This window comes from Micromonospora sp. NPDC047740, from assembly GCF_043204735.1.
Taxonomy (GTDB): Bacteria; Actinomycetota; Actinomycetes; order Mycobacteriales; family Micromonosporaceae; genus Micromonospora.
On sequence record NZ_JBIDCT010000001.1, the window covers coordinates 891518 to 915786 of the forward strand.

Annotated in this window: 19 protein-coding genes; 5 read left to right on the forward strand and 14 right to left on the reverse strand. The window is 70.6% G+C overall.

Going from position 1 to position 24269, the window contains the following annotated elements; genetic code table 11:
* Nucleotides 1-2 precede the first annotated feature (2 nt).
* Genes ACGF4F_RS03710 through ACGF4F_RS03720 form a run of 3 tightly spaced genes read right to left on the reverse strand, consistent with a single transcriptional unit; the run spans nt 3 to nt 3468 of the window.
* A complete protein-coding gene (locus tag ACGF4F_RS03710; protein ID WP_393074520.1) occupies nt 3-977 on the reverse strand; it encodes a sulfotransferase in 975 nt (324 codons plus the stop codon).
* Nucleotides 974-2146 (reverse strand): MFS transporter, encoded by a 1173-nt coding sequence (locus tag ACGF4F_RS03715; protein ID WP_393074523.1) that lies wholly within the window; start codon nt 2144-2146, stop codon nt 974-976. The genes ACGF4F_RS03710 and ACGF4F_RS03715 overlap by 4 nt, the downstream gene beginning before the upstream one ends.
* Nucleotides 2143-3468, reverse strand: a complete 1326-nt coding sequence (locus tag ACGF4F_RS03720) for a DegT/DnrJ/EryC1/StrS family aminotransferase (RefSeq protein WP_393074526.1) — start codon at nt 3466-3468, stop codon at nt 2143-2145. Before ACGF4F_RS03720 ends, ACGF4F_RS03715 begins: the two co-directional genes overlap by 4 nt.
* A 640-nt stretch (nt 3469-4108) precedes the next feature.
* On the opposite strand from ACGF4F_RS03720, the gene ACGF4F_RS03725 reads away from it, so the two are divergent.
* On the forward strand, nt 4109-7351 hold the full coding sequence (locus ACGF4F_RS03725; RefSeq protein ID WP_393074528.1) for a S8 family serine peptidase: 3243 nt from the start codon (nt 4109-4111) through the stop codon (nt 7349-7351).
* 62 nt (nt 7352-7413) lie between these two features.
* Here ACGF4F_RS03725 and ACGF4F_RS03730 read toward each other — a convergent pair whose 3' ends face one another.
* Together ACGF4F_RS03730 and ACGF4F_RS03735 are read right to left on the reverse strand one after the other, a co-directional pair.
* A complete protein-coding gene (locus ACGF4F_RS03730; protein WP_393074530.1) occupies nt 7414-8469 on the reverse strand; it encodes a S8 family peptidase in 1056 nt (351 codons plus the stop codon).
* Nucleotides 8470-8884: 415 nt separating this feature from the next.
* A complete protein-coding gene (locus tag ACGF4F_RS03735) occupies nt 8885-9457 on the reverse strand; it encodes a histidine phosphatase family protein (protein ID WP_357436203.1) in 573 nt (190 codons plus the stop codon).
* A gap of 168 nt (nt 9458-9625) precedes the next feature.
* On the opposite strand from ACGF4F_RS03735, the gene ACGF4F_RS03740 reads away from it, so the two are divergent.
* On the forward strand, nt 9626-10357 hold the full coding sequence (locus tag ACGF4F_RS03740; protein ID WP_393074534.1) for a hypothetical protein: 732 nt from the start codon (nt 9626-9628) through the stop codon (nt 10355-10357).
* Here the strand turns inward: ACGF4F_RS03740 and ACGF4F_RS03745 are convergent.
* From ACGF4F_RS03745 to ACGF4F_RS03760, 4 genes are all read right to left on the reverse strand, one after another.
* A complete protein-coding gene (locus ACGF4F_RS03745; RefSeq protein ID WP_357436206.1) occupies nt 10354-11079 on the reverse strand; it encodes a phosphotransferase in 726 nt (241 codons plus the stop codon). The genes ACGF4F_RS03740 and ACGF4F_RS03745 overlap by 4 nt on opposite strands.
* Nucleotides 11080-11154: 75 nt before the next feature.
* Nucleotides 11155-12057 carry a carbohydrate ABC transporter permease gene (locus ACGF4F_RS03750; protein ID WP_393074538.1) on the reverse strand — a complete coding sequence of 301 codons (903 nt, stop codon included), beginning with the start codon at nt 12055-12057 and terminating at the stop codon, nt 11155-11157.
* Complete coding sequence (locus ACGF4F_RS03755) at nt 12054-12896, reverse strand: carbohydrate ABC transporter permease (RefSeq protein WP_393074787.1); 843 nt, start codon at nt 12894-12896, stop codon at nt 12054-12056. The genes ACGF4F_RS03750 and ACGF4F_RS03755 overlap by 4 nt, the downstream gene beginning before the upstream one ends.
* A gap of 182 nt (nt 12897-13078) precedes the next feature.
* Complete coding sequence (locus tag ACGF4F_RS03760) at nt 13079-14344, reverse strand: ABC transporter substrate-binding protein (RefSeq protein ID WP_393074541.1); 1266 nt, start codon at nt 14342-14344, stop codon at nt 13079-13081.
* 273 nt (nt 14345-14617) lie between these two features.
* On the opposite strand from ACGF4F_RS03760, the gene ACGF4F_RS03765 reads away from it, so the two are divergent.
* Nucleotides 14618-15784, forward strand: a complete 1167-nt coding sequence (locus ACGF4F_RS03765) for an ROK family protein (RefSeq protein WP_393074544.1) — start codon at nt 14618-14620, stop codon at nt 15782-15784.
* A gap of 6 nt (nt 15785-15790) precedes the next feature.
* Here the strand turns inward: ACGF4F_RS03765 and msrB are convergent, their stop codons facing one another.
* On the reverse strand, nt 15791-16234 hold the full coding sequence (msrB, locus tag ACGF4F_RS03770; RefSeq protein WP_357436214.1) for a peptide-methionine (R)-S-oxide reductase MsrB: 444 nt from the start codon (nt 16232-16234) through the stop codon (nt 15791-15793).
* Nucleotides 16235-16484: 250 nt separating this feature from the next.
* Here msrB and ACGF4F_RS03775 point away from each other — a divergent pair, with 250 nt between their 5' ends.
* Nucleotides 16485-17147 carry a class I SAM-dependent methyltransferase gene (locus tag ACGF4F_RS03775; RefSeq protein WP_393074547.1) on the forward strand — a complete coding sequence of 221 codons (663 nt, stop codon included), beginning with the start codon at nt 16485-16487 and terminating at the stop codon, nt 17145-17147.
* 212 nt (nt 17148-17359) lie between these two features.
* Nucleotides 17360-18526 (forward strand): hypothetical protein, encoded by a 1167-nt coding sequence (locus tag ACGF4F_RS03780; protein ID WP_393074550.1) that lies wholly within the window; start codon nt 17360-17362, stop codon nt 18524-18526.
* Nucleotides 18527-18629: 103 nt separating this feature from the next.
* Here ACGF4F_RS03780 and ACGF4F_RS03785 read toward each other — a convergent pair whose 3' ends face one another.
* From ACGF4F_RS03785 to ACGF4F_RS03800, 4 genes are read right to left on the reverse strand one after another with little or no spacing between them, the layout of a single operon-like run.
* Nucleotides 18630-19205, reverse strand: coding sequence for a hypothetical protein (locus tag ACGF4F_RS03785; RefSeq protein ID WP_393074553.1), 576 nt, complete (start codon nt 19203-19205; stop codon nt 18630-18632).
* A 56-nt stretch (nt 19206-19261) separates the two neighbouring features.
* Nucleotides 19262-19918 carry a response regulator gene (locus tag ACGF4F_RS03790; RefSeq protein WP_393074556.1) on the reverse strand — a complete coding sequence of 219 codons (657 nt, stop codon included), beginning with the start codon at nt 19916-19918 and terminating at the stop codon, nt 19262-19264.
* Nucleotides 19915-20997 (reverse strand): sensor histidine kinase, encoded by a 1083-nt coding sequence (locus ACGF4F_RS03795; RefSeq protein ID WP_393074559.1) that lies wholly within the window; start codon nt 20995-20997, stop codon nt 19915-19917. The genes ACGF4F_RS03790 and ACGF4F_RS03795 overlap by 4 nt, the downstream gene beginning before the upstream one ends.
* A gap of 55 nt (nt 20998-21052) precedes the next feature.
* Nucleotides 21053-24244 (reverse strand): patatin-like protein, encoded by a 3192-nt coding sequence (locus tag ACGF4F_RS03800; RefSeq protein WP_393074562.1) that lies wholly within the window; start codon nt 24242-24244, stop codon nt 21053-21055.
* Between the last annotated feature and the right edge of the window lie 25 nt (nt 24245-24269).

Genomic DNA, 24269 nt, shown 5'->3' on the forward strand with positions numbered 1-24269 from the left:
GGTCACCTCTCCGTCGCGTCGGCCGCCGATGACACCCCGCCGGCGTGCCGGGGCCTCCGGCCCGTCCCGCCGGCCTGGTAGCCGTACCGGGTGAACAGCGGCCAGGCCAGCGCAGTCACCGCCAGCCGTTGGCCGCGGGTCAGCGTCCGCCGCCACCCGTCGTCGGCGTCCCGCACAGTGGTGGGGCCGGTGCGGAACCGGTCCGGGTTGCCGGTCACCGTGTGGTTGCCGTGCAGCTCGACGGTGCGGCCGCGGACCGGGTTGCCGGCCGGGTCGGCCCCGACGAGCCGTAGCAGCGCGTCGACGGTGCCGGCCGGGTCGGCGATGAACTCCTCGTACCGCAGGAACATCGACCGCTGCGGGTGCCGGCGGGTGATCGCCGCCGAGGCCAGGTTGAACCCGTGCCAGTACGCGGTGCTGCGGGCGGCCGACATGGCGTAGACGTACTCTTTCGGCTCGCGCCATGAGTGCGCCACCGCGCGGGGGTCGCGCACCAGGTGCAGGTAGTACGTGGTGATCCCGGGGACGTGCGGCAGCAGCGCCGCCTCGCCGGGGATCTTGGTGCTGTCCACGATGACGCGCGCGCCGGTCCGCTCGGCGACCGCCCGGTAGACGCTGCTCATCAGCGCCGCGTGCGTCCGGGTCGGTTCGTCGTACGCGCCCCGGCGCAACAGCCGCCAGGTGTGTCGGGTGCGGACCCGGGTGCGCTGGCGCCGGATGACCTCGGCGGCGTGCGCCTCCAGCGAGCCGCCGGCGGGCATGCCGATCGGCAGGATCTCCGACCACAGCGGGCAGTCGGTCAGTCGGCCACCGCAGCCGCAGCGGTCGTTCACCCCTCGGCCGGTGGCGTTCTTCCACAGAAAGTGCAGTTCGCCGACGTGAAGGAAACCGGGCACCTCGCCCAGGACGTTGCCGATGATGGTGCTGCCGTTGCGGCACCATCCAGTGATGCTGAGCACGGTCAGCGACTCGTTCATGCGACCACCTCCGCTGTTGGCGCCGGGGCCGGGCGGCCGATCCGTACCGCCATCACCGCCGCCACCGCGGCACACGCCGCCCCGGCGGCGAAGACCGCTGGATAACCGAGCCCGGCGGCGACCAGGCCGGTCAACGGACCCCACACCGCCAGGCCGAGGTCCCAGAAGGACGTGTACGCCCCGATCGCGGCGCCCTGCCGGGCCGGGTCGGTCCGGTTCAGCACCATCAGCGCCAGCGACGGGTGCAGCAGGGAGAACCCGATGCCCATGACCACGCTGCCGGCCACGGCGACGGGCAGGTTCGGCGCAACCGCGATGACCAGCAGGCCGGCCGCCTCGCCGACACCGCACCACGCGGCCACCCGCCGGGGGCCGAGCCGGTCGGGCAGGTGGCCGATGACCAGACGGGTGCCGGCGTACACGGCGCTGAAACAGCTCAGCACCACCACGCCGTGCCCGACGCCCCGGGACTGCAGATGCAGCACCACGAACGCGGCCAGGCCGGCGTATCCGGCGGCGCCGAAGGTGAGCGCGACGCCGGGCAGCAGCGCCGGCCGCACGAGCAGCCCGCCGCCCCCGCCCGTCGGAGCGGTCCGCGGCGCCGGCGCCAGGGCGACCAGTCCGGCGGCGAGCAGCGGCGCGGCGGCGCTGAGCGCCCACACCGCCGGGTAGCCGGCCGGCTGCACGCTGGCGCCGAGGAAGGTGCCGGCGGCGATGCCGCCCCACATGCTCACCCCGTACAGGCCGATGAGCTGTCCGCGCCGGCTGTGCGGGGCGAGGGAGACGGTCCACACCGCCCCCGCGGTGAACAGCGCGGCCTCGCCGGCACCGAGCAGCAACCGGACCGTCACCAGTGCCGGCACGTTGAGCGGTGCCAGGTAGAGCAGGCCGCCGGCGGCCAGCACGAGCGCTCCGACCAGCATCACGGTGCGGTGCCCGAACCGGTCGGCGAACGCCCCGGCAACCGGACGCACCAGCAGCGCGGTCACCGCGGTGCCGGTGACGACCAGCCCGACGACGAGATCACCGGCCTGGTGGCGCTCGCGCAGGAAGTCGGGGAGCACCGGGATCACCGCGGTCAGCCCGAGGTAGCCGGCGAACAGCCCCCCGAAGATGCCGACCAGGGCCAGCCGGGGCAGGCGGCCCTCCCGGGTGTCTGCGGCGGTCATGGGCGTAGCGGCCGGGCCGGCGCGGCGTCGCGGGCGGCGGCGGCCACCTTGCGGACCGCCCGCACCAGGTCGTCGCAGTCGTCGAGGGTGAGGTTGGAGGACAGCGGCACGTCAACGGTCTCCGCCAGCAGCCGGGCGGTGCACGGCAGCAGCGCCCGGACATCGGCCGGGTCGGCGCCGCCGTACAGGAAGCGCCAGTTCCAGAAGGCGCGGACGTTGAGGTCGTCGTCGGCGCCGATGTTGCGGGCGTCGACACCCTCCGCCCGCAGCGCGCGGGCGAACCAACCCGCGTCGCCGCCGGGCACCCGGAACACGAACGCCTCGCCAAGGTACGCACCGGGCGCGACCGGCCGGCGGACCGCGATGCCGGGCAGGTCGGCCAGGGCAGTGGCGACGTGGGCGTAGTTGCGGTGGAACAGGGCCAGCCGTTGGGGCAGCCTGGCCAGTTCGGCGCGGAGCAGGGCGGCCCGGATCTCGTCCATCCGCATGCTGAGCAGGGGCAGGTCGAGGCCGGTGAGCGGCGGTTCGGCGTCCGGGAAATGCCGCCGCAGGCGCCCCTCGTACGCCCCGGACAGGGCGACCGCGCGGGCGAACAGGGTGCTGTCGTCGGTGACCAGGAACCCACCCTCGCCGCAGTTGAGCGCCTTGTCGGACTGGGTGCTGAACGCTCCGGCGGCGCCGAACGTGCCGAGCTTGCGGCCGTTGAGTTCCGCCCCGAGCGCCGGAACGGCGTCCTCGATCAGCGGCACCCCCATCTCGGCGGCGAAGGCCGCGAGAGCCTCGACGTCTGCGGCGAAGCCGCGCATGTGTACCGCCACGATGGCTCGGATCTCCGGCCGCCACCGCCGGCGCAGGTCATCGAGATCCATCCGCAGGTCCTCGTCGACCTCGACGAGAAATGGCCGGCAGCCGGCCAGCACAATCGCGCTGGGCGTGGCGACGAAAGTGAACCCCGGGCAGGCGACCAATGATCCGTTCGGCACCGTCGCGCCCATGATGGCCAGCGCCAGGGCAGCGGTGCCGCTCGAAACCGCGAGAGCGTGCCGGGTGCCGAAATAGCGGCACAACTCGTCCTCGAACCGGCCGCATTCGGTTTCGTTCTGCGGGCGATGGTCGTATCGGAAGTAGAGATGACTTCGGACGGCACGAAAAGCGGCTTCCTCATCCTCCGGGTGAACGAAGACAGCGCCCTTGTCGTACGTGGGCCAGGCGGTGTGACGGACCGGGCTGCCGCCGTGGAGGGCGAGCTGTCTGCCTGGTTCAGCGCTGTGTGACGCCGGCATCGGCCGGGTCGGCGCGGGAGCTTCGTTGTTCCCGTTCACCAGCGGCTCCTCGGGGCAGCGGCGGCTTTCCGATTCGCGGGACCGGACTTGCCCGCCGCGTCAGGGGGCGGGACGACCCGGGTGGTCGCGGCCGGAGACGCAATCCCGTCGAGGACCAGGAAGCCGCCGGATCCGACATTGACCGGGTCGCAGATCCAGTGACCAATATGATTGCCCTCCGAGCCCGACACGTCAACCACGCATTCACAAAGATGCGCGGCCGTCCGCTCGTCGGCCCGCTGTGATGTGGATACTCGATCGGCCGTGGCGGCGACAAATGCGAATTGTCGCCTGTGGATGCCAAACGCGACCGACGCAGCGCCGGCGCCGCTCCGCTGCCGGCTCTCGACCCGGGCCCTCGCCTGACTGGACGCGGCCGACGTCACCCGACCAGCCGGTACTGGCCTCGCGGTCGGATCCACCGGCTTCCGGCAGCGGCACGTCGTAGCTCGAGATGCGTTGTCGCAGTGACCGGTGGATGGACCGGCGGAGAGCCATGCCGCGCCCCCCGCACATAGACGCTCGGCGGCCTGTCAGGCACCTTCCAAATTGCTCACCTGGTTTCAGCAACTTATCGACGCGGCCGAGCGTCTCTACAAGCGACAGTCAAGGCGGACTGCTCGAATGAACGGGGAGGCCTATGCGTTCCAGCAGAAGCACAAGAGCATTGCTGGCCGGGGGGATCGTCGCTGCGTTGCTGGCGGGCGCGCCCGGCATCGCGGGTGCCAAGCAGGCGGCCGCACCTCAAGCGGCCAAGTCCGCGCCGGCCACTGGAGAGGCCCGGACCGTGACGCTGATCAGCGGTGACCGGGTGACCGTGCTCGGCAACGGCCGCGTCAGCGCCACTCCGCGAAAGGGCGTCACGTTCCACAGCTACCGGACCGGGGGACACCAGTACCTCATCCCGTCCGACGCCGTGCCGCTGCTCCGGGCAGACCGGCTCGACCAGCGGCTGTTCGACCTGACCGAACTGCTCGCGGCGCAGGCCACAAGCCCGTCGTCGCTGCGGCTGATCGTCTCCGGCGCCACCACCGCACCCGGCCTGTCCGCCCAGCGGCGACTCCCCGCGGTGCAGGGCTTCACCGCCGAGACGCCCATCGCGTCGCTCGCCGACCGCTGGCAGGCGACCCGCACCGGCCTGACCAGGGGCAAGATCTGGCTCGACGCCGTACGCAAACCCGCGCTGGACCAGAGTGTCCCGCTGATCGGCGCGCCCACGGCCTGGTCCGCCGGCTTCGACGGCACCGGCGTCCGCGTCGCCGTACTCGACACTGGCATCGACACCGCGCACCCTGACCTGGCCGGGAAGATCTCCGCACGGCAGAACTTCACCGAGGGCGAGGAGGACGACCGCGACCACGTCGGCCACGGCACCCACGTCGCGTCCACCATCGCGGGCAGCGGCGCCGGCTCCGGCGGGAAGTACAAGGGCGCCGCTCCCGGCGTGTCCCTGCTCGACGGCAAGGTCTGCGTCGAGTTCGGCTGCCTGGAGTCATGGATCGTGGCCGGCATGCAGTGGGCCGCCGAGTCCGGGGCGGACGTGGTCAACATGAGCCTCGGCGGACCGAACACCCCCGAGGTCGACCCGCTCGAGCAGGCCGTCAACAGCCTGACCGCGCAGCACGGCACGCTGTTCGTCATCGCGGCGGGCAACGACGGCGCGGACGACACCGTGGGCTCCCCGGCCACCGCCGACGCGGCGCTGGCCGTCGCGGCCTTCACCAAGTCCGACGAACTCGCCGAGTTCTCCAGCCGGGGCCCCAGCGCTGACGGCTGGGCCGTCAAGCCCGAGATCGCCGCGCCCGGCGTCGACATCGTCGCAGCGCGCAGCAAGGACGGCTTCCTCGGTGAACCGGGTCAGCTCTACATGCCGCTGGACGGCACCTCGATGGCCACCCCGCACGTCGCGGGCGCGGCCGCACTGCTGAGCCAGGCGCACCCGCAGTGGACGCCCGCCCAGCTCAAGGCGGCGCTCATGGCCTCCGCCAAGCCGGCCAGCGGCGTCGGCGTGTTCGCGCAGGGAGCGGGTCGGGTGGACGTGGCCCGAGCGATCACCCAACAGGTCACGACCACGCCGACGTCGGTGACGTTCGGGTTGCAGGAGTGGCCGCACGCCGACGACGACGTGCGCAGCAGCGTCGTCACCTACCACAACGGCGGCAACTCCGCGGTGACCCTGCAGCTCGCGCTGACCACCGCCGCGCCGTCCGGAATCTTCTCACTCAGCGCCGACACGGTGACCGTGCCGGCCGGCGGGCAGGCCTCGGTGACGCTCACCGCCGACACCCGCCAGGGCGGCGACGTGACCGGCGGCCTCGGCGGCCAGGTCACCGCGACCGCGGCAGGCGTCTCGGTGCAGACGCCCTTCGGCGTGGTACGCGAGGAGCTCAAGCACCCGGTGAAGGTCACCGCGACCGAGCGTGACGGCGACCCGGCCGAAGGCGCGTTCACGGTGATCCTGAGCAAGAACGACCGCCGGGAGTACCTGGCCTTCGGCGCGAGCGCCGACCTGCGCCTGCCGCCCGGCGAGTACTTCGCGTTCAGCTGGGTCAGCGAGCAGAACGGGGACAGCTACAGCACCTCGCAGCTGGTGTATCCGAAACTCTCGGTCAGCGGGCCGGTCACGGTGGCGATGGACGCCCGCGGCGCGAAGGGCTTCGAGGTCACGGTGCCCGACCCGAAGGCGGTGCCCCTGCTGACGTCGTACGGCGCGAGGTATGTCGAAGGCGCGAACTTCGACCTGGAAGTCGGGGTCTTGGGCAGCGACTTCACCTCGATGTTCACCAAACTGGTCGGACCCAAGCCGGCGAAGGGCCTGAGCTCCCAGCTCACCGGCGTCCTGGCCGAGGTGGACGAGCAGGGCTACCCGACCCGTTCGCCGTACGTCTACAACGTCGGCTGGCACCGCAAGAACGACCTGCTCGGCGGGCTGGTCAAGCACCTGCGGCCGCAGGACCTGGCCACGGTGAAGGCCTCGTACGCGGCGGCGGCGGCGGGCACCAACGGCGTGAAGCTGTCCTTCCTCGCCCCACCGGACGGCAGCGGCGGCTGGGCGACCGGCTGGCCCACCCCGCTCCCGTTCACCCGCACGGAGCTCTACGCGGGTGACGCGCCATGGCAGAACGAGTTGATGGTGGAGCTGCCGGCCGAGGGTGAGGATTGGCCGGAACTGCTGACCGACCAGGGCGGGCTGGCCACGTACCGCGCGGGGGTCACCTATCAGGAGCAGTGGAACAAGGGTGTGTTCGGGCCGAGCGTGGCACCGTTCTTCCCCGGCGCCGTGCCGGCGCTGCGCGAAGGCGACGTCATGTTCATCTCGCCCGCGCTGCTCGGCGACGGCCAGGGACGCGCCGGCTTCGGGAGGATCACCTCGGGGCACGGGGCGCTCTACCGCAACGGCACGCTGATCGCCGAGTCCGACCAGGCTCCGAGGGTGTTCGCCGAGGACGTTGCGCCGGGCGGGGCGACGTTCCGCTTCGACGGCAGCCTGGAGCGCGACACGCGCCTGACCACCAAGCTGTCGGTCAGCTGGACGTTCCGCTCAGCGCACACCGACAGGCTCAAGGCGCTGCCGCTGACCGCGGTCAGCTTCGCGCCGCTGCTTGACGACCACAACGTCGGCAAGGCCGGCAACCTGGGCGTCTACCCGGCGACGATCACCCAGACCGAAGGCTCGGGACGTGTGGTCAAGCTGGCCGTGCAGGTGTCGTACGACGACGGGAAAACCTGGAAGAAGGTGCCGGTGCTGAACCACGGCGGGTCGTGGCAGGTGTCGGTGCCGCACCCGAAGGCGGGCGGCTTCGTGTCGCTCAAGGCCTCGGGCTCGGACGCGATGGGCAACACCTTCGACCAGACCGTCATCCGGGCGTACGAGCTGCGCTGATCATCCGTACGAAGCGGCCCCGGCGACCATCACCGGTCGCCGGGGCCGCTTCCTCTGCTGGATCAGAAGTTGAGCGTGTAGAGCAGCCGGTTGGGGGTACCGCTGCCCGGCGACGACACCACACCGGTCGTGGCGTTGCTGTTGATTGCCGATGCCACCGTCGCCGGTGACGCCGACGGGTTGTTGGCCAGGTAGAGCGCCGCCGCGCCCGCCACGTGCGGCGTTGCCATCGAGGTGCCGCTGATCGTGTTGGTGCCGCTGTCGCCCGAGTTCCAGGACGACGTGATGTCCACACCCGGCGCGAACAGGTCGACGCAGGTGCCGTAGTTCGCCCACGACGCCTTCTTGTCGGTGCTGTCGGTCGCCGAGACCGTCACCGCCTCAAGGACCCGGGCCGGGGAGGAATTGCAGGCGTTCTGCGGCAGGCCGAGGAAGTTGCCGTTGCCGGCCGCGATCGCGTACGTCACGCCCGCCGCGATCGACCTCCGGACGGCGTTGTCCAGCGTGGTGTCCGCACCGCCACCGAGAGACATGTTCGCGACCATCGGCTGGCTCGGGTTGCTGTTCTTCTGTGCGGTCACCCAGTCGATACCCGCCACCACACCGGAGGTGCTTCCACTGCCCGAGCAGTTGAGCACCTTGACGGCGATGAGGCTGACACCCTTGGCCACGCCGTGGGACGCGCCGCCGACCGTACCGGCGACGTGCGTGCCGTGCCCGTTGCAGTCGGTGTTGTTGCCGTCCCCGGTCGTGTTCGTACCCCAGGCCGCCCGGCCGCCGAAGTCGGTGTGGGAGGTCCGGATACCGGTGTCGATGATGTACACCTTCACGTTGCTCGCCGTGGTGTTGTAGGTGTAGGAGCCGCTCAACGGCCGGGTGCGCTGGTCGATGCGGTCCAGACCCCACGACGGCGGGCTGGTCTGGGTCGCGGTGCTGGTGAAGACGCCGTCCTGCTGCACGTACGCCACCCGCGGGTCGGCGGCGAGCCGGCGTGCCTGCCGCTCCGACATGCGGCCGGAAAAGCCGTTCAGCACGCTGTGGTACTGGTGTGTGACGGACGCGCCGTGCTTACCGGCGACGGCGGTCGCCTGGTCACCCGCGCCATCTTTCAGCACCACGATGTAGCTACCCGCTACCGACGCACCGACCGCAGCCCTGATCGTGCCTTCCGCCGGAGCGGCGCTTGCCGCCGTGCCAACGCCGATCGCGGCGGTCGTGACCACCGCGGCGAATCCGGCTGCCAGAAACCTCCTGGCGCATGCGGAATCTGCCATCTGCTTCCTCCCCTTCCGGTCCCCTCTGGAGCACCGACCGGCTGATCAGCTACTCAACCAATCGATGGAAGGAAGTTAGCTGTTTGGTTAACGGATCGGAAGACTTGCATGTTGCCGGAGGTGGTCCCACGCGAGGACGGGGGTACATGTCCTGGGGCGCGCTGGCCCAGGGCGAGCGGACGGGGCGCCTGCTTGTCGAGGTGCACACCGCCGGCAATCAGCTACCGACCGAACCGCGCGCTGCCCCGGCGGGATCGGATCAGAGGTGCCCGGTGTCGTTGAAGCAGACCAGGGTCGGTGGTCGGTCGGTGTCCCACTGCACGATGGTCAGCCCGCAGTTCTCCTGGTTGAGGCCCATCCACCGCCACGTCGGAGCGTCGAGGACGTGCCGGACGAACCACCCGATGACGAAGTTGTGCGTGATCACGAGCTCCTGCCGGTCCTCGGCATCGGCGGCACCGAAGTGCTCGACGGCGGCCTGCAATCCGGCGGCGTCCTCGTCGCGCTCCTCGCTCGGCACCCGGTCCAGCCAGGGGAGAAAGCGTTCGGGGTACTCGCTGCGGTGTTCGACGGAGGGCACCGGCGTTCGATCCATGGCGAAGTCGCAGCCATGCCGTGGGACGTCTGGCAGGTAGTCAGCGATCACGTCAGCGGTCTGGACCGCCCGGGGAAGCTGGCTGTAGTGGATCGCCGAGAACGGCACGCCCTTCAGCCGTCGGCCGAGCCGATCTGCCTGATGGCGGCCCAGTTCGGAGAGGCCGCCGTCGGCCGTATGGCCGAGCGTTGGGTCCTGCTCGCCGTGACGGACCAGGTACAAAAGCGTGCGAGCCATCGTTGCTGTCCCTTCGGTCGGGCCGACGTTCCAGATGATCATGGCAGACGTCAGGTGGGACGCGGATCAAGCAGCGTTGGGAGGCGGGCCCCCGTTTGGGGGCGCCGGTCGTCGACGGCGGCCGGCCCTGCCTGACGGAGTGCCGCGTCGGCAGGCGATGATCGTGCTATGGGCATTCCAGTACCCCTGGGCGAGTCGTTGCACGATCCCGCATTCTGGGCGCGGTACACCTTCGCAGCGGAGGACGGCCCCGGCGCCGATCGGCTCGGCGTCCTAGCGGAGTTGCTCGATGACGATGACGATGACGAGCGGGACACCGCGCTCAACGTCACCTTCGACGTCGGTGGCGGTCATCTCATCCTGCTCGACGTCGACACCCGGCTCGGCTCATACGAGCTGGGCATCACCGGACCTGGTTTCGCCGAGCCTGCTGAGCTGGGCTGGGACGACTTGGCGCACTGGCACCCGTACGCGCTGCGCTGGTCGGAGCTGGATGTGATCTGCCGGGCAGTCGCCGTGCGGGATCCGCTGCTGCCGCACCCCGGAGCGCCGATGGCCTTGCTCTGCCGGTTCGCCGCGGTCTTCGAGGACGACGACGTGGACGCCGCCGTTGCCAGCGTGGACGCGGCGTATGCCGCGCTGCGGCCCCAGGGCTGGGACGGCTACTGGCCCAGTGGCGCCGACTGGCTCGAACGCGCCGACTTCCGCGGCCAACGGGTGGTGTGGCACCGCGACGAGGCAGGCAACCTGTGGGCTGAGCAAGACGACGAAAACGACGCCGACTTCTACAGCACCCGGGTAGCACCGCCGGCGGAGGCCGAGGAGCGGTTTCCGTATACCCGGCTCAGGAAGCTGCTGGCCGCCGCCGCGACCACGATAGCGGCCGGATCGCGACCCTAACCCACGGAGTTCAGCGCGGCGGCGAACGTCTCCTGGTTGGCCTCGAAGTAGGCGAGTTCGCGTTGGGTCCAGGCGAGCACTTCGGCAGAGCGTGCATTCGAGGCCGCTCCGTCCTCGAGGATGTCTCGCCAGAATGCCTCATTGCGGCGCAACCGCCCGCAGATGGCGGCCGGCAGCCGGCCACGGTCGGTCGGACATAGGCCGTAGGCGTCTGCCAGGGTCCGCACCTGGCGGGCCTGTTCTATCGCGGGCCCCCGGCCGGGGCGCGACGAGATGCACCACGCCCACGCCATGTATCCCACGTCCTCCAACGGCTGGCCGGGCGCCGCGAAGTCGAAGTCGATGAACGCGACCGGCTGATCGTCGCGGAAAACCGTGTTGTTCGGACCGGGGTCGTGATGGCAAACCACCTCACCCCCGAGGCTGGACGCCAAGTCTCGCGTGGCGTCGTGCATCTGCCGCAGCAGCGTCGCTGCCTGTCTGACCTGGTCGTCGACGAAGTGCTGCCATCGTGGCGGGACATGACCGGGCACGAACGACAACCTGTCCCGACCATGTTGGTCCCACCCCAGGTGCTGAGGGCAGCCGTCGAAACCTGCCTTGGCGAGATGAGCCAGCAGCCGCGCCACGAAGGGCGACGCGGGCGAGGCGGGACGGCGCACCGTGTCTCCAACCCGGACCACACCCGCCGTCAAGCGCCCGCCGGCCAGGGGTTGCTCCATGTCCTGCTCGCTGCCTGGGCCCATTCCGCGACCCTAACGGCCGCGAACACTGAATCATCTTCTCGACCGGTGGGTTCAGCTCTTGACCGAGCCTGCCATGAGCCCGCCGATGAACCAGCGGCCCAGCACGATGTACACGAGCAGGGTCGGCAGTGACGTGATGAGCGCCCCTGCCATCGAAGCCGCGTAGTCCGGGGACTGAGCGCCGGCCAGCGCGTTCAGCGCGATGGTGATGGGTCCGTTGCGGGTGTTCGACATGAAGATGGCGAACAGGTAGTCGTTCCAGGCCGAGGTGAACTGCCAGATGATGGTCACCACGAAGCCGGGCGCGGACAGCGGCAGGATCACCGAGGCGAACGTGCGCAGCATCCCGGCCCCGTCGACCCGGCTCGCCTCGATGAGCTCGACCGGCACGGTGGTGGCGTAGTAGTTGCGGAAGATCAGCGTGCAGATCGGGATGCCGTACACGCAGTGGACGAACACCAGTGTCGGGATGCCGGGCGGGAGTCCGATCTCGTGCACGATCTGACGCAGCGGGATCATGACCGCCTGGTAGGGAATGAACATGCCGAACAGGATGAGCGTGAACACCACGTCGGCACCCGGGAACCGCCACCGCGACAGCACGAAGCCGTTGGCCGCGCCGAGCGCCGAGGAGATGAGCGCCACCGGGATCGCCAGCTCGAAGGTCCGGATGAACGACGGCCGCAGCGCGCTCCACGCCTTCTCCCAGGACGCGAACGTCCACTCCGTCGGCAGGTTCCACTGGCCGTTGACGCCGATCTCCCGCCCCGACTTGAGGCTGGTGACCAGCAGTACGTAGGCGGGCATCAGGACGATGACCAGGAAAATGGCCAGGAGCGCGTACGTCGCGGCGCGGCCCAGCGGTGAGCGTCGGTTGATTCCGCCGTGCGGCCGGCGGGCCAGCGGCTTGCTGGTCGACGCCTCCGGCGCGGGCGTGATGGTGCTGGCGCTCATGAACGACGCTCCACCCGGTTGTTGTAGATGAGGTAGGGCACGATCACCACGGCGACGAGCAGCAGCAGGATGATCGAGATCGCGGCGGCCTTGGCGTAGTCGCTGGTGAGCAGCGTCTGCCAGACGTAGACCGCGGGGACCTCGGTGATCCACTGAGCGCCCGAGACCGACATGATGAGGTCGAACATCTTCATCGACATGTGACCGAGGATGATCATGGCGGAAAGGGCGGTCGGCGTCAGCTGCGGGAAGATCACGTGCCGGTACAACTGGTAGGTGCTCGCTCCGTCCATCGCCGCCGCCTCGCGCAGGTCGGCCGGGATGCCGCGGAACCCGGACAGGAACAGCGCCATCACGTAGCCCGACAGCTGCCAGATCGCCGGCAGCGCCATGGCCGCCATGCCCCAGTCGGGGTCGGTCCACCATGGGTTCTCCAGGAAGCCCAGGTGCAGGTCGTGGAAGATCCGGTTGAGGCCACCGGCCTGGTCGCCCGTGCCGGAGTTCATCAGCCAGCGCCACACCACGCCGGACGCGACGAACGACACCGCCATCGGAAACAGGTACACGGCGCGGAAGAAACCTTCGCCCCGCACGCCCCGCTCCAGCAGGAACGCCCACAGCACGCCCATCAGCAGGGCCCCGACAATGAACACGACGGTGAAGATCAGCAGGTTCTTCAGCGAGTGGGTGAAGCGGCCGTTGATGTCCTCGGTGAACAGAGCGACGAAGTTCGACAAGCCGACGAAGCCCTTGTTGCCCAGGGCGTCGTGCTCGTCGGACAGTGACAGCTTCACGGTCCAGCCGATCAGCCCGTAAACGAAGACGGCCAGCACGATCAGCGACGGGGAGAGCAGCAGCAGACCCGGCAACCAACGGCGCAGCCGGGCCCGCCGTGCTCCCGGGCTCGGGCTGGGTCGGGTCTGTGGCAGCGTCGGGGTGGCGGTTCTCGTGGTCACCGGTCCTCCATCATGGACGACGCGTTGGGACAGGTCAGCGACCTGTCCCAACGCCGCCGTCGGTTCTACTTGCTCGCGTACTGCTTCGCAGCGGCGACGAGCGCACTCTGCAGCGCCGCGACGTCACCGTCGCTGGAGAACTTGCCCTGCGCCGAGGCCACCGCGCCCTGCCAGCCCTGCGAGCAGGCCGAGCCGTGCGGGCAGGACGGGACGGGCTTGCCCTTGGCCCAGTCGGCGATCGCGGCCTGCTGGTAGGCGGGGTAGTCCGTGGCGTTGGCGTCGGTCCGGGCCGGGATCGAGCCCTTCTTGGTGTTGAAGGCCTTCTGTCCAGCAGCGCTGCCCAGCGTCTTCAGCCAGCACTTGGTGCCCTCGGGGTTCTTCGCGTTCTTGGGCAGCACGAACGAGTCGGCCAGCCATTGGTAGGCGTCGCCGTTGCCCGGGAACACCGAGTAGTTGTAGTCCTTGAAGCCCTTGGCGTCGAGGTCGGCGGCCTCCCAGTCGCCCATGAGCTGGTAGGCGGCCTTGCCCTCCATGACGAGCTTCTCGGCGTCGGTCCAGTCGAAGGTGTCGCGGTCCTTGTTGCTGTACGACAGCAGCTTCTTGTAGTCGTTGATGGCGTCGGTGATGTCCGCGCCGGCCCAGTCGGTCTGGCCGGTCCAGAGGCCGCTGAACTTCTCCGGCCCCAGCTTCGAGATCAGCACCGCCTCGAAGAGCATCTGCTGCGTCCAGTCCTTGCCGAGCGCGAGCGGCGCCGCGACCCCCTTGGCCTTGAGCGTGTCGAGCTGGGAGAAGAACTCCGGCAGCGTCGTCGCCGGGGCGGTGATGCCGGCCTGGGCCAGCACGGTCTTGTTTCCCCACAGCACATTGGCACGGTGGATGTTGGCCGGCACCGAGTAGATCTTGCCGTCGACGGTCAGGCTGTCGACGAGTCCCTTGGGAAACGCCGAGTCCAGGCCCCACTCCTTGTACTCCGCGCTGAGGTCCTCGATCTGGCCGGCCTTGATGTAGTCGGTCAACTCGGCGCCGGCATGGGCCTGGAAGGTGTCCGGCGGGTCGTTCTGTTGCAGCCGTGAGGCCAGGACCTGCTTGGCGTTGGACCCCGCACCGCCCGCGACCGCGCCGTTGACGAACTCGTACTGCGCGCAGTCGGTCTTGAACTGGGCGACCAGGCCGTCGAGGCCGGCCTTCTCGCCGCCGTCGGCCCACCAGGTGAAGACCTCGACCTTCTTGCTGCCGGCTCCGCCGTCGCCGTCGTCGGCGCCGCAGCCGCTCGCCAGCAGGGCGAGCGCCGTGCCGGCCGCGGCGACGGCCGTGCGAGTGCGCAAGCGCATACGTCCTCCATCAGGTTCTCGTGGGTGTGGGGCTGTGATGGAACATGTCCAAGCTTGGTAGAAACGTCTACTGTGACCCTCGCGCTGTCGCCTGAGTTGTGTCAACTGTTGGCAATCAAAATGTGATCCCGGGGCAATGCTCCGGCCAGCTCGGCTGGTTTTGTCGATTCTTGACAGAACTCTGGCGCGGACAGGAAGATTCGCGCCGTGGCCAGGCAGCGGATCGACCCGCGGACCCTGTGGCGTCCCGGCGCCCCCGCGATCGTGCGTCGCGTGGCCACGACTCTGCGGGTGTACGGACCGAGCACCCGGGCCCAGCTGGTCGCGCTCAGCGGTCTGTCCCGGACCACCGTCTCGGCCGCCCTGGCCGACCTCGGCGCCGCCGGTCTCATCGGCGAGCGCACCAGCACGCACGGCCCCTCCGGCGGCGGCCGGCCCGCCTCGGTCGTCCGGCTGACCCGTCGCGCCGGGCTCGCCGCCGGCATCGACATCGGCCGGCGCCACGTCCGGCTCGCCCTCGCCGACCTCGCGCATGAGGTGCTCAGCGAGTACGAGACCCGCACCGACTTCGACCTCGACGACCGGCCGGACGACGCGCTCGCGACAGCCGTCGGCCTATTCGACGCCGCCCTGGCCGGGATCGGCGCCGGCCGCGACGACATCGTCGCCGTCGGTCTCGGCGTGCCGGCCCCGATCACCCGCGATCGGCGTATCGGCTCTCCACCGATGCTGCCCGGCTGGGCCGGCCTGCGTCCGGCCGACGCGTTCGCCGACCTGCTCGGCCGGCCCGTCCGGGCCGAGAACGACGCCAACCTCGGCGCGCTCGGCGAGTACGTCTGGGGTGCCGGTCGCGGCTGCAGTGATCTCGTCTACGTGAAGCTGGCCACCGGGGTCGGCGCCGGCATCGTGCTGGACGGCCGGCTGTATCGCGGCGCCGCCGGCACGGCCGGGGAGCTCGGTCACGTCACCCTCGACGCCCGGGGCGCGGTCTGCCGCTGCGGCAACCGCGGCTGCGTCGAGCTCGCCGTCGGGGGCCGGGCGCTGCTCGCCCACGCCCGGCAGGCCAAGCCCGAGCTGGCCGACCTCGCCGCGCTCATCGCCGCCGCCCGGGACGGCGACCCCGGCTGCCGCCGGCTCGTCGCCGACGCCGGGACGCAGCTCGGCTACGCCCTGGGCAATCTGGTCAACCTCATCAACCCGCAGCGCGTCGTCCTCGGCGACGAACTCGGCGCCGCCACCGACCTGCTTCGCGAGCCGTTGCAGCGTGGTCTCGCCGAGACCGCGTTCGCTGCCGCGGCCGAGGCGGTCGAGGTGGTGCAGAGCGACCTGGCGCTGCGGGCGGCGGCGTACGGTGGGATCGCGCTCGCCCTCGGGGTCGACACCGTTCCGTTCGCCACCCTTCGCCTGGCAGAGCCGGCTGACCGGCCGGGGGTGCCGTAGCGGTGCTCAGGCAAACAACGCACGGTACTCGCCGTAGCCTTCACGCTCGAGGTCGTCGCGCGGTATGAATCGAAGCGCCGCCGAGTTCATGCAGTAGCGCAACCCGCCCGCCTCCGGGGGGCCATCGTCGAACACGTGGCCGAGGTGGCTGTCCCCGTGCGCCGACCGGACCTCCGTGCGAGCCATGCCCAGGCTCGACTCCTGTGCTTCGACCACATTCTTCGGTTCAATGGGCCTGGTGAAACTCGGCCAGCCGGTACCACTGTCAAACTTGTCGACGGAGGCGAACAGCGGTTCACCGGAGACGACGTCGACGTATATGCCCGGCTCCTTGTTGTCCCAATAGGCGTTGTCGAAGGCCGGCTCTGTCCCAGCTTCCTGAGTGACCCGGTACTGCTCCGGCGACAGCCTGGAAATTGCCTCGGCGCTCTTGCGGTACTCGTGCGGCACGGCGCTTCCTCCGGATATCGGTAAGCGGCAAGAAAGTCTGTTCAACCGCCCCGACAGGGCGCGGCCCGAATGCCTACCCGGCGTGCCGTCGAGTAACCACCAATCCCGCCGCCGCGTCTCGGCTCCGGTCGGCTGCCACCGCCCACCTCGGCGTTTGCCGAAACGGCAAGATTTCTTGCCGTTTCGTTTCCCGGCGGCGCACCATCGCCCGGTCGGGGGCGGCGGGCGTCCGCCCGGCGAGGAGGGCAACATGATCGAGCACGACGCGGACCCGGTGGACCCGGCGGTGGACGACGCCACCGCCCGGTTCTGGGACGAGCTGTACCAACAGCGCGAGCGGGTGTGGAGCGGCCGGGCAAACGCCGTTCTGGCCGAGGTGGTCGAGCCGCTGCCGCCCGGCACCGCGCTCGACCTGGGCTGCGGTGAGGGCGGCGACGCGATCTGGCTGGCCGGCCAGGGCTGGCAGGTCACCGCCGTCGATATCTCGACCACCGCCCTGGACCGGCTCACCGCCGAGGCGGCCCGGGCCGGCGTGGCGTCCCGGATCACCGTGGCCCGGCACGACCTGACCCGGGCCTTCCCGGCGGGCCGGTACGACCTGGTCTCGGCGCAGTTCCTCCAGTCCCCGCTGGAACTGCCCCGGGAGGCGGTGCTGCGTGCGGCGGCGCGCGCGGTCGCGCCCGGCGGTCGGCTCCTGGTCGTGGAGCACGGCGCGCCGCCGCCGTGGGCCCGCGACAGCCACCCGCACGCCCGCTTCGCCAGCCCCCAGGAGATCCTCGCCGCCCTCGACCTCGAGCCGGAGGGCTGGCACACCGAACGGCTCGGGGCCGCGCACCGGACGGGCACGGGCCCGGACGGCGAGACGGGCAACCTCGTCGACCACGTCGTCCTGGTCCGCCGCGAGCAGCGCTGAACCACGCCAGCGAATTCGGACGAAAAACAGATCGTTGCCTGGGGAGCGGCCTACCCGAAAGAGTGCGGTCGCAGTTCTGGGCGTACGAGCACTATTCTTGCCCGCCGTACCGGTAAGGCCGGCGCCCAGCGCGAAAATATGGCTGGAAGCGCCGGCCAGGACAAAGTCGTCCGAGACTGCCCCCCAATGCGACCAACGCGGCGTGGAGAGACATGACGAAGAAGATGCGAGGTTTGGCCGCTGTCCTGCTCGTTGCCGTTTCCGCCGCGACAATCGTCGGCCGTGCCGCCGACGCGAGCCCGTTCGAAACGGACGTCGCGACAGCGTGGCCCCACAGCGGCGCGCCGGACCCGGATGTGACGAACAACGACGGGCCGACGGCCGAGCCGGCCGATCTGTTCAACGGGACGGCAACCCTGAACCAGGCGAGCCGGTCCCCGTTCCCGGAGGCCATCGGCAGTCACGCCGAGAGCACCTCGATCATCTGGAACGGGCAGTACCTGATGTACTACCGGACCTTCATCAGCCCGACCGGGACCACCTGCTCCATTCCGCAAGGCGTGGCGATGGCGACCTCGAACGACCGCGGAGCCACCTGGACACCGGTCAACGGAGGACGTCCGTTGTCGGCCCTGCAGACGGTCCAGCAGGGCCAGAGCTGCCGCTTCGACGACAACGTCACGAGCACCTGGGTGTACTCGCCCGACGTCATCGCCGACGGATCCCGCTTGGTCATGGTGTTTGAGCAGCGTGACCACGACCCGAACTACGTCGCTCCAGGGCAGGGACGGAGCCTGCACTCCGTTCGATATGTCACCAGCACCGACGGGCGTAACTGGTCGAACAGCGCCCTGCTGCTTCGGCCCGGGGCGGTCGGTGCGTGGGACGACGAGGTCGGCACGCCCGATATCGAGAAGGACGGAACCGGCTACCTCCTGACGTTCCACGGGCACGACGCGACCGGGCGCCTGAAGCAGACGCGCGGGGTGGCCCGGCTCGACACGCTGGCCAGTGAATACACCGGCGTCCGTCAGAAGATCGACCTGTCGCCGACCCCGGACTGGGCCAACTTCGGCGTAGGTATGGCGGACATGACCAGGGGGCGCGACGGCTACTGGTACATCGTCTTCGAGGCCTTCTCGGGCGCGAGCGGAGCGTGCGGCCGGACGGACACCCGGACGGTGGTCGGCATCGCGCGTAGCGCTGACGCCGTGATCTGGTCGGTGGCCCCGACGCCGTTGATCTACGGCCGCGACGGGCTCAGCTGCGGTTACGACATGCCTGCCTGGCAGCTCCTCGGCGATGTTCGAGGCATCGTCACGCCCAACGACCCGCCGGAGGGCGGCAGCCTGGTGCGCTGGGACATTCTCGCCAGGTAGTGCTGGGCAAGCCGCCCGCCTGCTCAAGCGGCCACCAGCAGGCGAAGCCCCTTGAGCAGGCAGGCGGGCGGTGTGCGGCCCGGCAGGGAGCAGCTGAACCCTGCTATGCCGTCGCCGGAAGCTGCTGCGCCGCCCCGCGTCGGCGCCGCATCAACTCCCGCACCCCGAGATATACGAATGGCAGCATCAGCAGCACGTCGGCGAGGTGCGCGATCCACACCTCCCGACTGATTCGGCTCAGCGGGAAGGCGATGGCGCCCAGGCTGATCAGCAGACCGACGGCGACCGGGGCGGCCCGCGTCCACGCCAGGACGAGGCCCAGCGCGAACAGACTGAGCGGAAACAGCGGCCCAGCGGTCCAGAACAGCGTGTACGCGGCGAACGCGGACCGCTCGTCGAGCAGTTCGACCGCCGTCGCGTGCGAGACGTCGAACAGGCCCTCGTGCACGCTCTGCACGCCGAACGCGACACCGCCGACCGCTCCGAACACCGCCACCGGCAGCGCGACCGCCACGAACCGAGGAGCGGCCGGCCGCAGCCGCTCGTACAGGCCGAACAGGCCGATCAACCAGCACGCGGTCGAGAGCGCGACGAGCGCGCCGGCGGTGATGCCCTGTCGGTCGTCCTCCCAGAAGAAGCTGGCGAGGAAATTCAGGGTGGAACCGAGGATGAGAAACATGCCCGAACGCTACGAACGCGTCGCCGGCATCGAATTCGCCGAGCGCTGATGGCGGCCTACCGCAGTCGCGGTACACCGGCCAGCCCGCTGTGGTAGGCGAACACGACCAGCTGGGCCCGGTCCCGCGCGCCAAGCTTCGCCATCGCCCGGTTGGCGTGCGTCTTGGCGGTGGCCGGGCTGATTCCCAGCCGAGTCCCGACCTCCCCGTCGGACAGGCCCGCCGCGACCAGCCCGACCACCTCACGTTCCCGCACGGTCAGCGTCTCCGTGCCCGGCACCGACGGGCCGGCCGCGAACGCCGCAATGAGCCGGCGGGTCACCGCCGGAGCCAGCAGCGCGTCCCCGGCCGCCACCACCCGTACCGCACGGCGTAGCTCGTCCGGCTCCACGTCCTTCAGCAGGAAACCACTCGCGCCCGCCTGCAACGCCGCGTACACGTACTCGTCCAGCTCGAACGTGGTCAGCACGACAACCCGAACGCCCGGCAGCCGGCCGTCGGCGAGAATCCGCCGGGTCGCGGTCAGCCCGTCCGTACCCGGCATGCGGATGTCCATCAGTGCCACGTCCGGCCGGTGCGCCCGGGTCAGCGCGATGGCCTCGTCGCCATCGGCCGCCTCGGCGACCACCTCGATGTCCGGCGCCCGTTCCAGCAGGACCCGGAAGCCGGCGCGCACCAGCCGTTGGTCGTCGGCGAGCAGCACCTTCACGGTCATCGCGGCAACCACCCCTGCACCTCGAAACCGCCACCGTCGGACGGGCCCGCACGCAGCCAACCGCCGAGGCCCACGGCCCGTTCCGTCATCCCGCGCAGTCCGTTCCCTGGTGGCCCGGCGGGATTACGTCCGTCGTCGCGCACCGTCAGGGACAGCCCGTCAGGTCGGTACCCCAACCCGATCTCGATCCGTCCGGCACGGGCATGCCGTATCGCGTTGGCCACCGCCTCCTGCACGATGCGGTAGGCCGCCGCCTCCACGGCGCGCGGCAACGCCCGCGGCTCGCCGTCACATACCAGCACGGCGCCGGTCTCTGCCGCCAACAGCGGCAGCCGGTCAAGTCCGGGGGCCAGCGGTTGCGGTTGCGCCGGCAGGCCGTCGCGCAGCACGCCTACCGCGGCGCGCAACTCCACCATCGCCTCCCGGCTGGCCCGGCGTACCGCGTCCAGCGCCGCGCGGGCCTGCGCCGGGTCGTCGTCGAGCACGTCGCGGGCCACGCTCGCCTGCACACCGACCACGGCGAGCGTGTGCGCGGTGACGTCGTGCAGCTCACGGGCGATGCGCAGCCGCTCGTCGGCGAGTTGCCGCTCGGCGGCCCGGTCCCGTTCGGCGGCCAGCAACGCCAGCCGGGCCCGCCGCCCCCGAACCACCTCACCCAACAGCAGCGCCGCCACGAACACCACCGTCGAACTGTCCAGCGTCGCGTCCAGGACGCCCACCCCGGCGACCGCTGTGCGCCCCTGCGCATCCAGCGCGATGAACAGCGCCGCCACCGCCAGACCGACGCGGCGACGAGGCGCCACGGCCACCGAGTACAGCGCCACCCAGACCGGAACGGCCGGGGCCCCACCGGGATAACGAAGGACGTGGTACAGGAGAAAGAGGCCGCCCACCACGGACAGGACGACAGCCGGCCACCGCCCCCGAGCCGACAGCGCCAGGACCATGGCAGCGCAGAGCACGTATGCCACCGCGTCGGCTCCCCGGTCGTCCGGCGCTACCGCCGTCGACGTGAGCCGCAGCCAGGTGAGGGCACCACTGACTGCCACGACGCCCGCGTCGATCGTCCACCGCCGCATCCGGTCACTGTACGAAGGCAGCACATCGGACGCGTACCGCAAGCGCGGTATCCGCCTATCGCCGGCCGCGTCCGGGCCGGCGGGGCTGTGCACGGGCGACCCACCAGCCGAGCAGGACGACGAGCACCGAAACCCCGAGCTTGATCGACAGGCTCCAGATCAGCGCCGCAGAGCCGTTGCGGGCCCAGTCCCACCACAGCACGCCACCGAGAGCGAGGAGGACGACGAGCACCGCCGCTGCCAGGCGCACACCGACCGGCCTGGCCCGGGGCGAGAGCAGGGCAGCAGCCGAGAAGCCGGCCAGGAGAAGGAGAACAGCGAGCAGGGTCAGGGCGACCGGTACCGCAGGCACCAGCAGTGTGACGGCAAGGAGGACTCCGCCGGCCGCGACCGCGATCTCCACCGCACGCGTACCCACGGCGCTGCCGCGGGTGAGCATGGCCACCATCGCCCAGACGGCGAGGGCGTAGCCGCGGAAGGCGGAGAGGACCGCGGTCACCGGCCTGATGCGAGCCGAGTCCCCGGCGACATTGGCGAGGACGGTGGCGGTGTGCGACACGGTTCGCGCGAACGTGTCACTTCCGACGTCGCCCTCGATGCGTTCCCTGCCGATCTTCGCGGCCTCGTCCCACAGCCGCCACAGTTCCTCGGCCGGCAGGTTCTGACCGGCCTTGCGGTCGGCGGCGTCAAAGGACTCCAACCAGCTGCTGCTCGTCCGGGACCGGTCGGTGCCCTCGCCGCGCACCGCGATGGCGAGGCTGGGGAGGTCTTCCCTGAGCACTGCGGTCTGGATCGGTCGGGCCATGGCTCGGGGGCAGGCGCACAAGGACGGTGCATCCGGGCCAGCAATGATCTGTTCCACCTCGCGTTCGCATGCCGCCCGGTCCTGTGCCCACTGCTCGGCCAGCCACCGTCGGTCCGGTGACTGGTCGGGAACCGCGCAACGCTCCAGTGCCGCCATGAGCTGGGCCACGGCCTCCGAGGGAGCCGGCCGAGGCTCGGCGGCGGCCGCCGAGCCGGGTGTCAGCAGGCACTGCCGCAGTCGCTCCGGTGCCAGCAGGATCCGGATGAGCTGTTCGACCGCGTCCATCCGGCCGTGCAGCCAGTCGTTCATTCGCCAGGAGCCGCGGTAGAAGGCGCCGAAATGGTGCAGCTGGATGCCGGTCAACCGGTCCGGGTTCACCGAGGAGACCTTGGCCAGTTCCACCTCCTGCTCCGGCTCGGGGCTGGCGCTGGTGAACGCCAGCTGTACGACGTCGAGGCGCAGCATGTTCTGCAGCACGGTCTCGTCGCTCGGCCGTTCCGCACTGCTGGCAGGGCCCGCATCGGCCGTCGCCGTCGGCTGCTCCGCCTCGCTCGCGGCCTGGGTGGATTGCGCCGGGACGAGGAACCGGTGGAGTGCGGCAAGCTGCTGCGCCCACTCGCCGTCCGGATCGAGGACGTCGTTTCCTGCCTCGCTCACGGCCCGTACGGCCGGGGCGACCTCGCGGAGGCGCCGGGCCAGTTCGAGGGCCTGTCGGTACAGACGAGCCCGCCGGGCGGCGTCGTCGGGCGCGGGTAGGGCATCCCACGCCACCAACGCAGCTGCGAGCCATCGTTCCAGTTCTGGGAGGTTTTCGGCGGTCTCGTTCAGCGAGCCCCGGCGTGCCGGCATCGGGCCGATGCCGTATCGCGTCGGTCCGGTCGGCGCGGTGGACCAGTAGCGGTTGAGATCTTCCCGGTCGGCGTGGATCTCCTTCAGCGTGGCAGCCACCTCTTCGCGGCAGCGCACGATGGCCGCGCGCTCCGGCGATCCGAGGTGGGCCAGCCACACCGCTCGTTTGAGCAGGTCGACGGTCATGTCTGCCAGCCGTTGGACGGTGGTCTGCCCCCAGTCCCAGCTCACCCCGACTCTGCCGAGCGCCTCCGGGAACGCGCCCTGCGGGATGAACGACATCGGCTGTCGCCGTAGCGCGGTAAGGAGTTCCTGCCCGCTCCACTGCCCGGCGGGCCGGCCGCGTTGCCCGGCCGCCAGCAGCGGGGCCAGCGTTCGGGCCGCGTGCTCGGCGCGAACCTCCAGATAGGCCGGCCACGCCCGTTCGGAAAGCTGGTCGGCGACGTCCGTCATGGTCATCGCGAACCGGTCACGTGCCCGGCGGCGCTGCCGCGCATTGGCGTTGCGGTTGCGAATCTCCGTGAGCTCCCGGGAAACGGAGTCTGTCGCCCGCAGGCGGGTGAGGACTCCCAGCAGCACCTCGCGGGCCGACGGCAGCGGCGACGCCGGCCGGTCGGCCACATCCGGTTCAAGCATCGCGTCGGCTGTGGGGGAGTAGACCTCGCCCGGATCCGGAGCGACGTAAGCAAGCACTCGACGCACCTGAAAGCCGGCCGTCTGCCGGTACACCGCCTCCAGCGCGGGCCTGATCGGCTTGTTGAGCAGGACTCCGCCGTCCACCACGTACTGTGCTTCGCAGAAGTTGGCTCGACCCGCCGCGGACTCCCACCGCAGGTCCCCGGCCGGGGCTCCGGGGTCCACCCGAACGAAATGCGGCTCGAACGCGCCGGGGAAGGAGGAGGTGCATCGCGCTGCGGCGGCCAACTCCCCGAGTACGGCGTCGGCGGCCAGGTCACCGCTGACGGGCCGACCATCGCGGTAGCCGGCCCGTAGGTCGGCGAACCGGAAGGTGGCGTCGTGGTCGGTTTCGGTGATGGCGACGCCCAGGTCGTCGGTGAAGGTCGTGGACCTGCCCTGCCAGAGCGTCCCGGTCAGGACCAACTCGATCGGCACCCGGTCGTCGTCGGTTCGGCTGGCGGGGCGCCGGGCATCCGAGATCACCTTCTCCAGCGCTTCCCTCACCTTGGGCAGGAAGTAGTCGTCGCCCTTGAGCAGGGACTTCGGGTTGCGGGTCAAGGGATCGCGCAACAGTCGGTCCAGGCTGCCGTGCTCGTGCCACAGGTCGCGCATGACGGACAGGTCCCCGCCCCGGGCGAGCCCGAGCGCCAGGAAAGCCCCGTTGAGACCGCCCGCCGACGTCCCTGAGATCACATCAACGCGGACGTCGGCCCGAAGCAGATCCAGCAGCGATGCGTACGCCGATCCCGCGCCTGTGCGGGCCGTGGCCAGCCGAAAGAGTTCAAGAGTGACGCCGCTGATCCAGACTGCCAGGCTGACTCCACCGGTCATGACCGCGGCAAGTCGAATGTCCTGTCGGTCGGCGTCCTGGGCAGGGGACGGCGCCCACTCCTGATCCTCCACGGTCTCCGCCATGTACTACCCGGCAGTGACCGAGTGC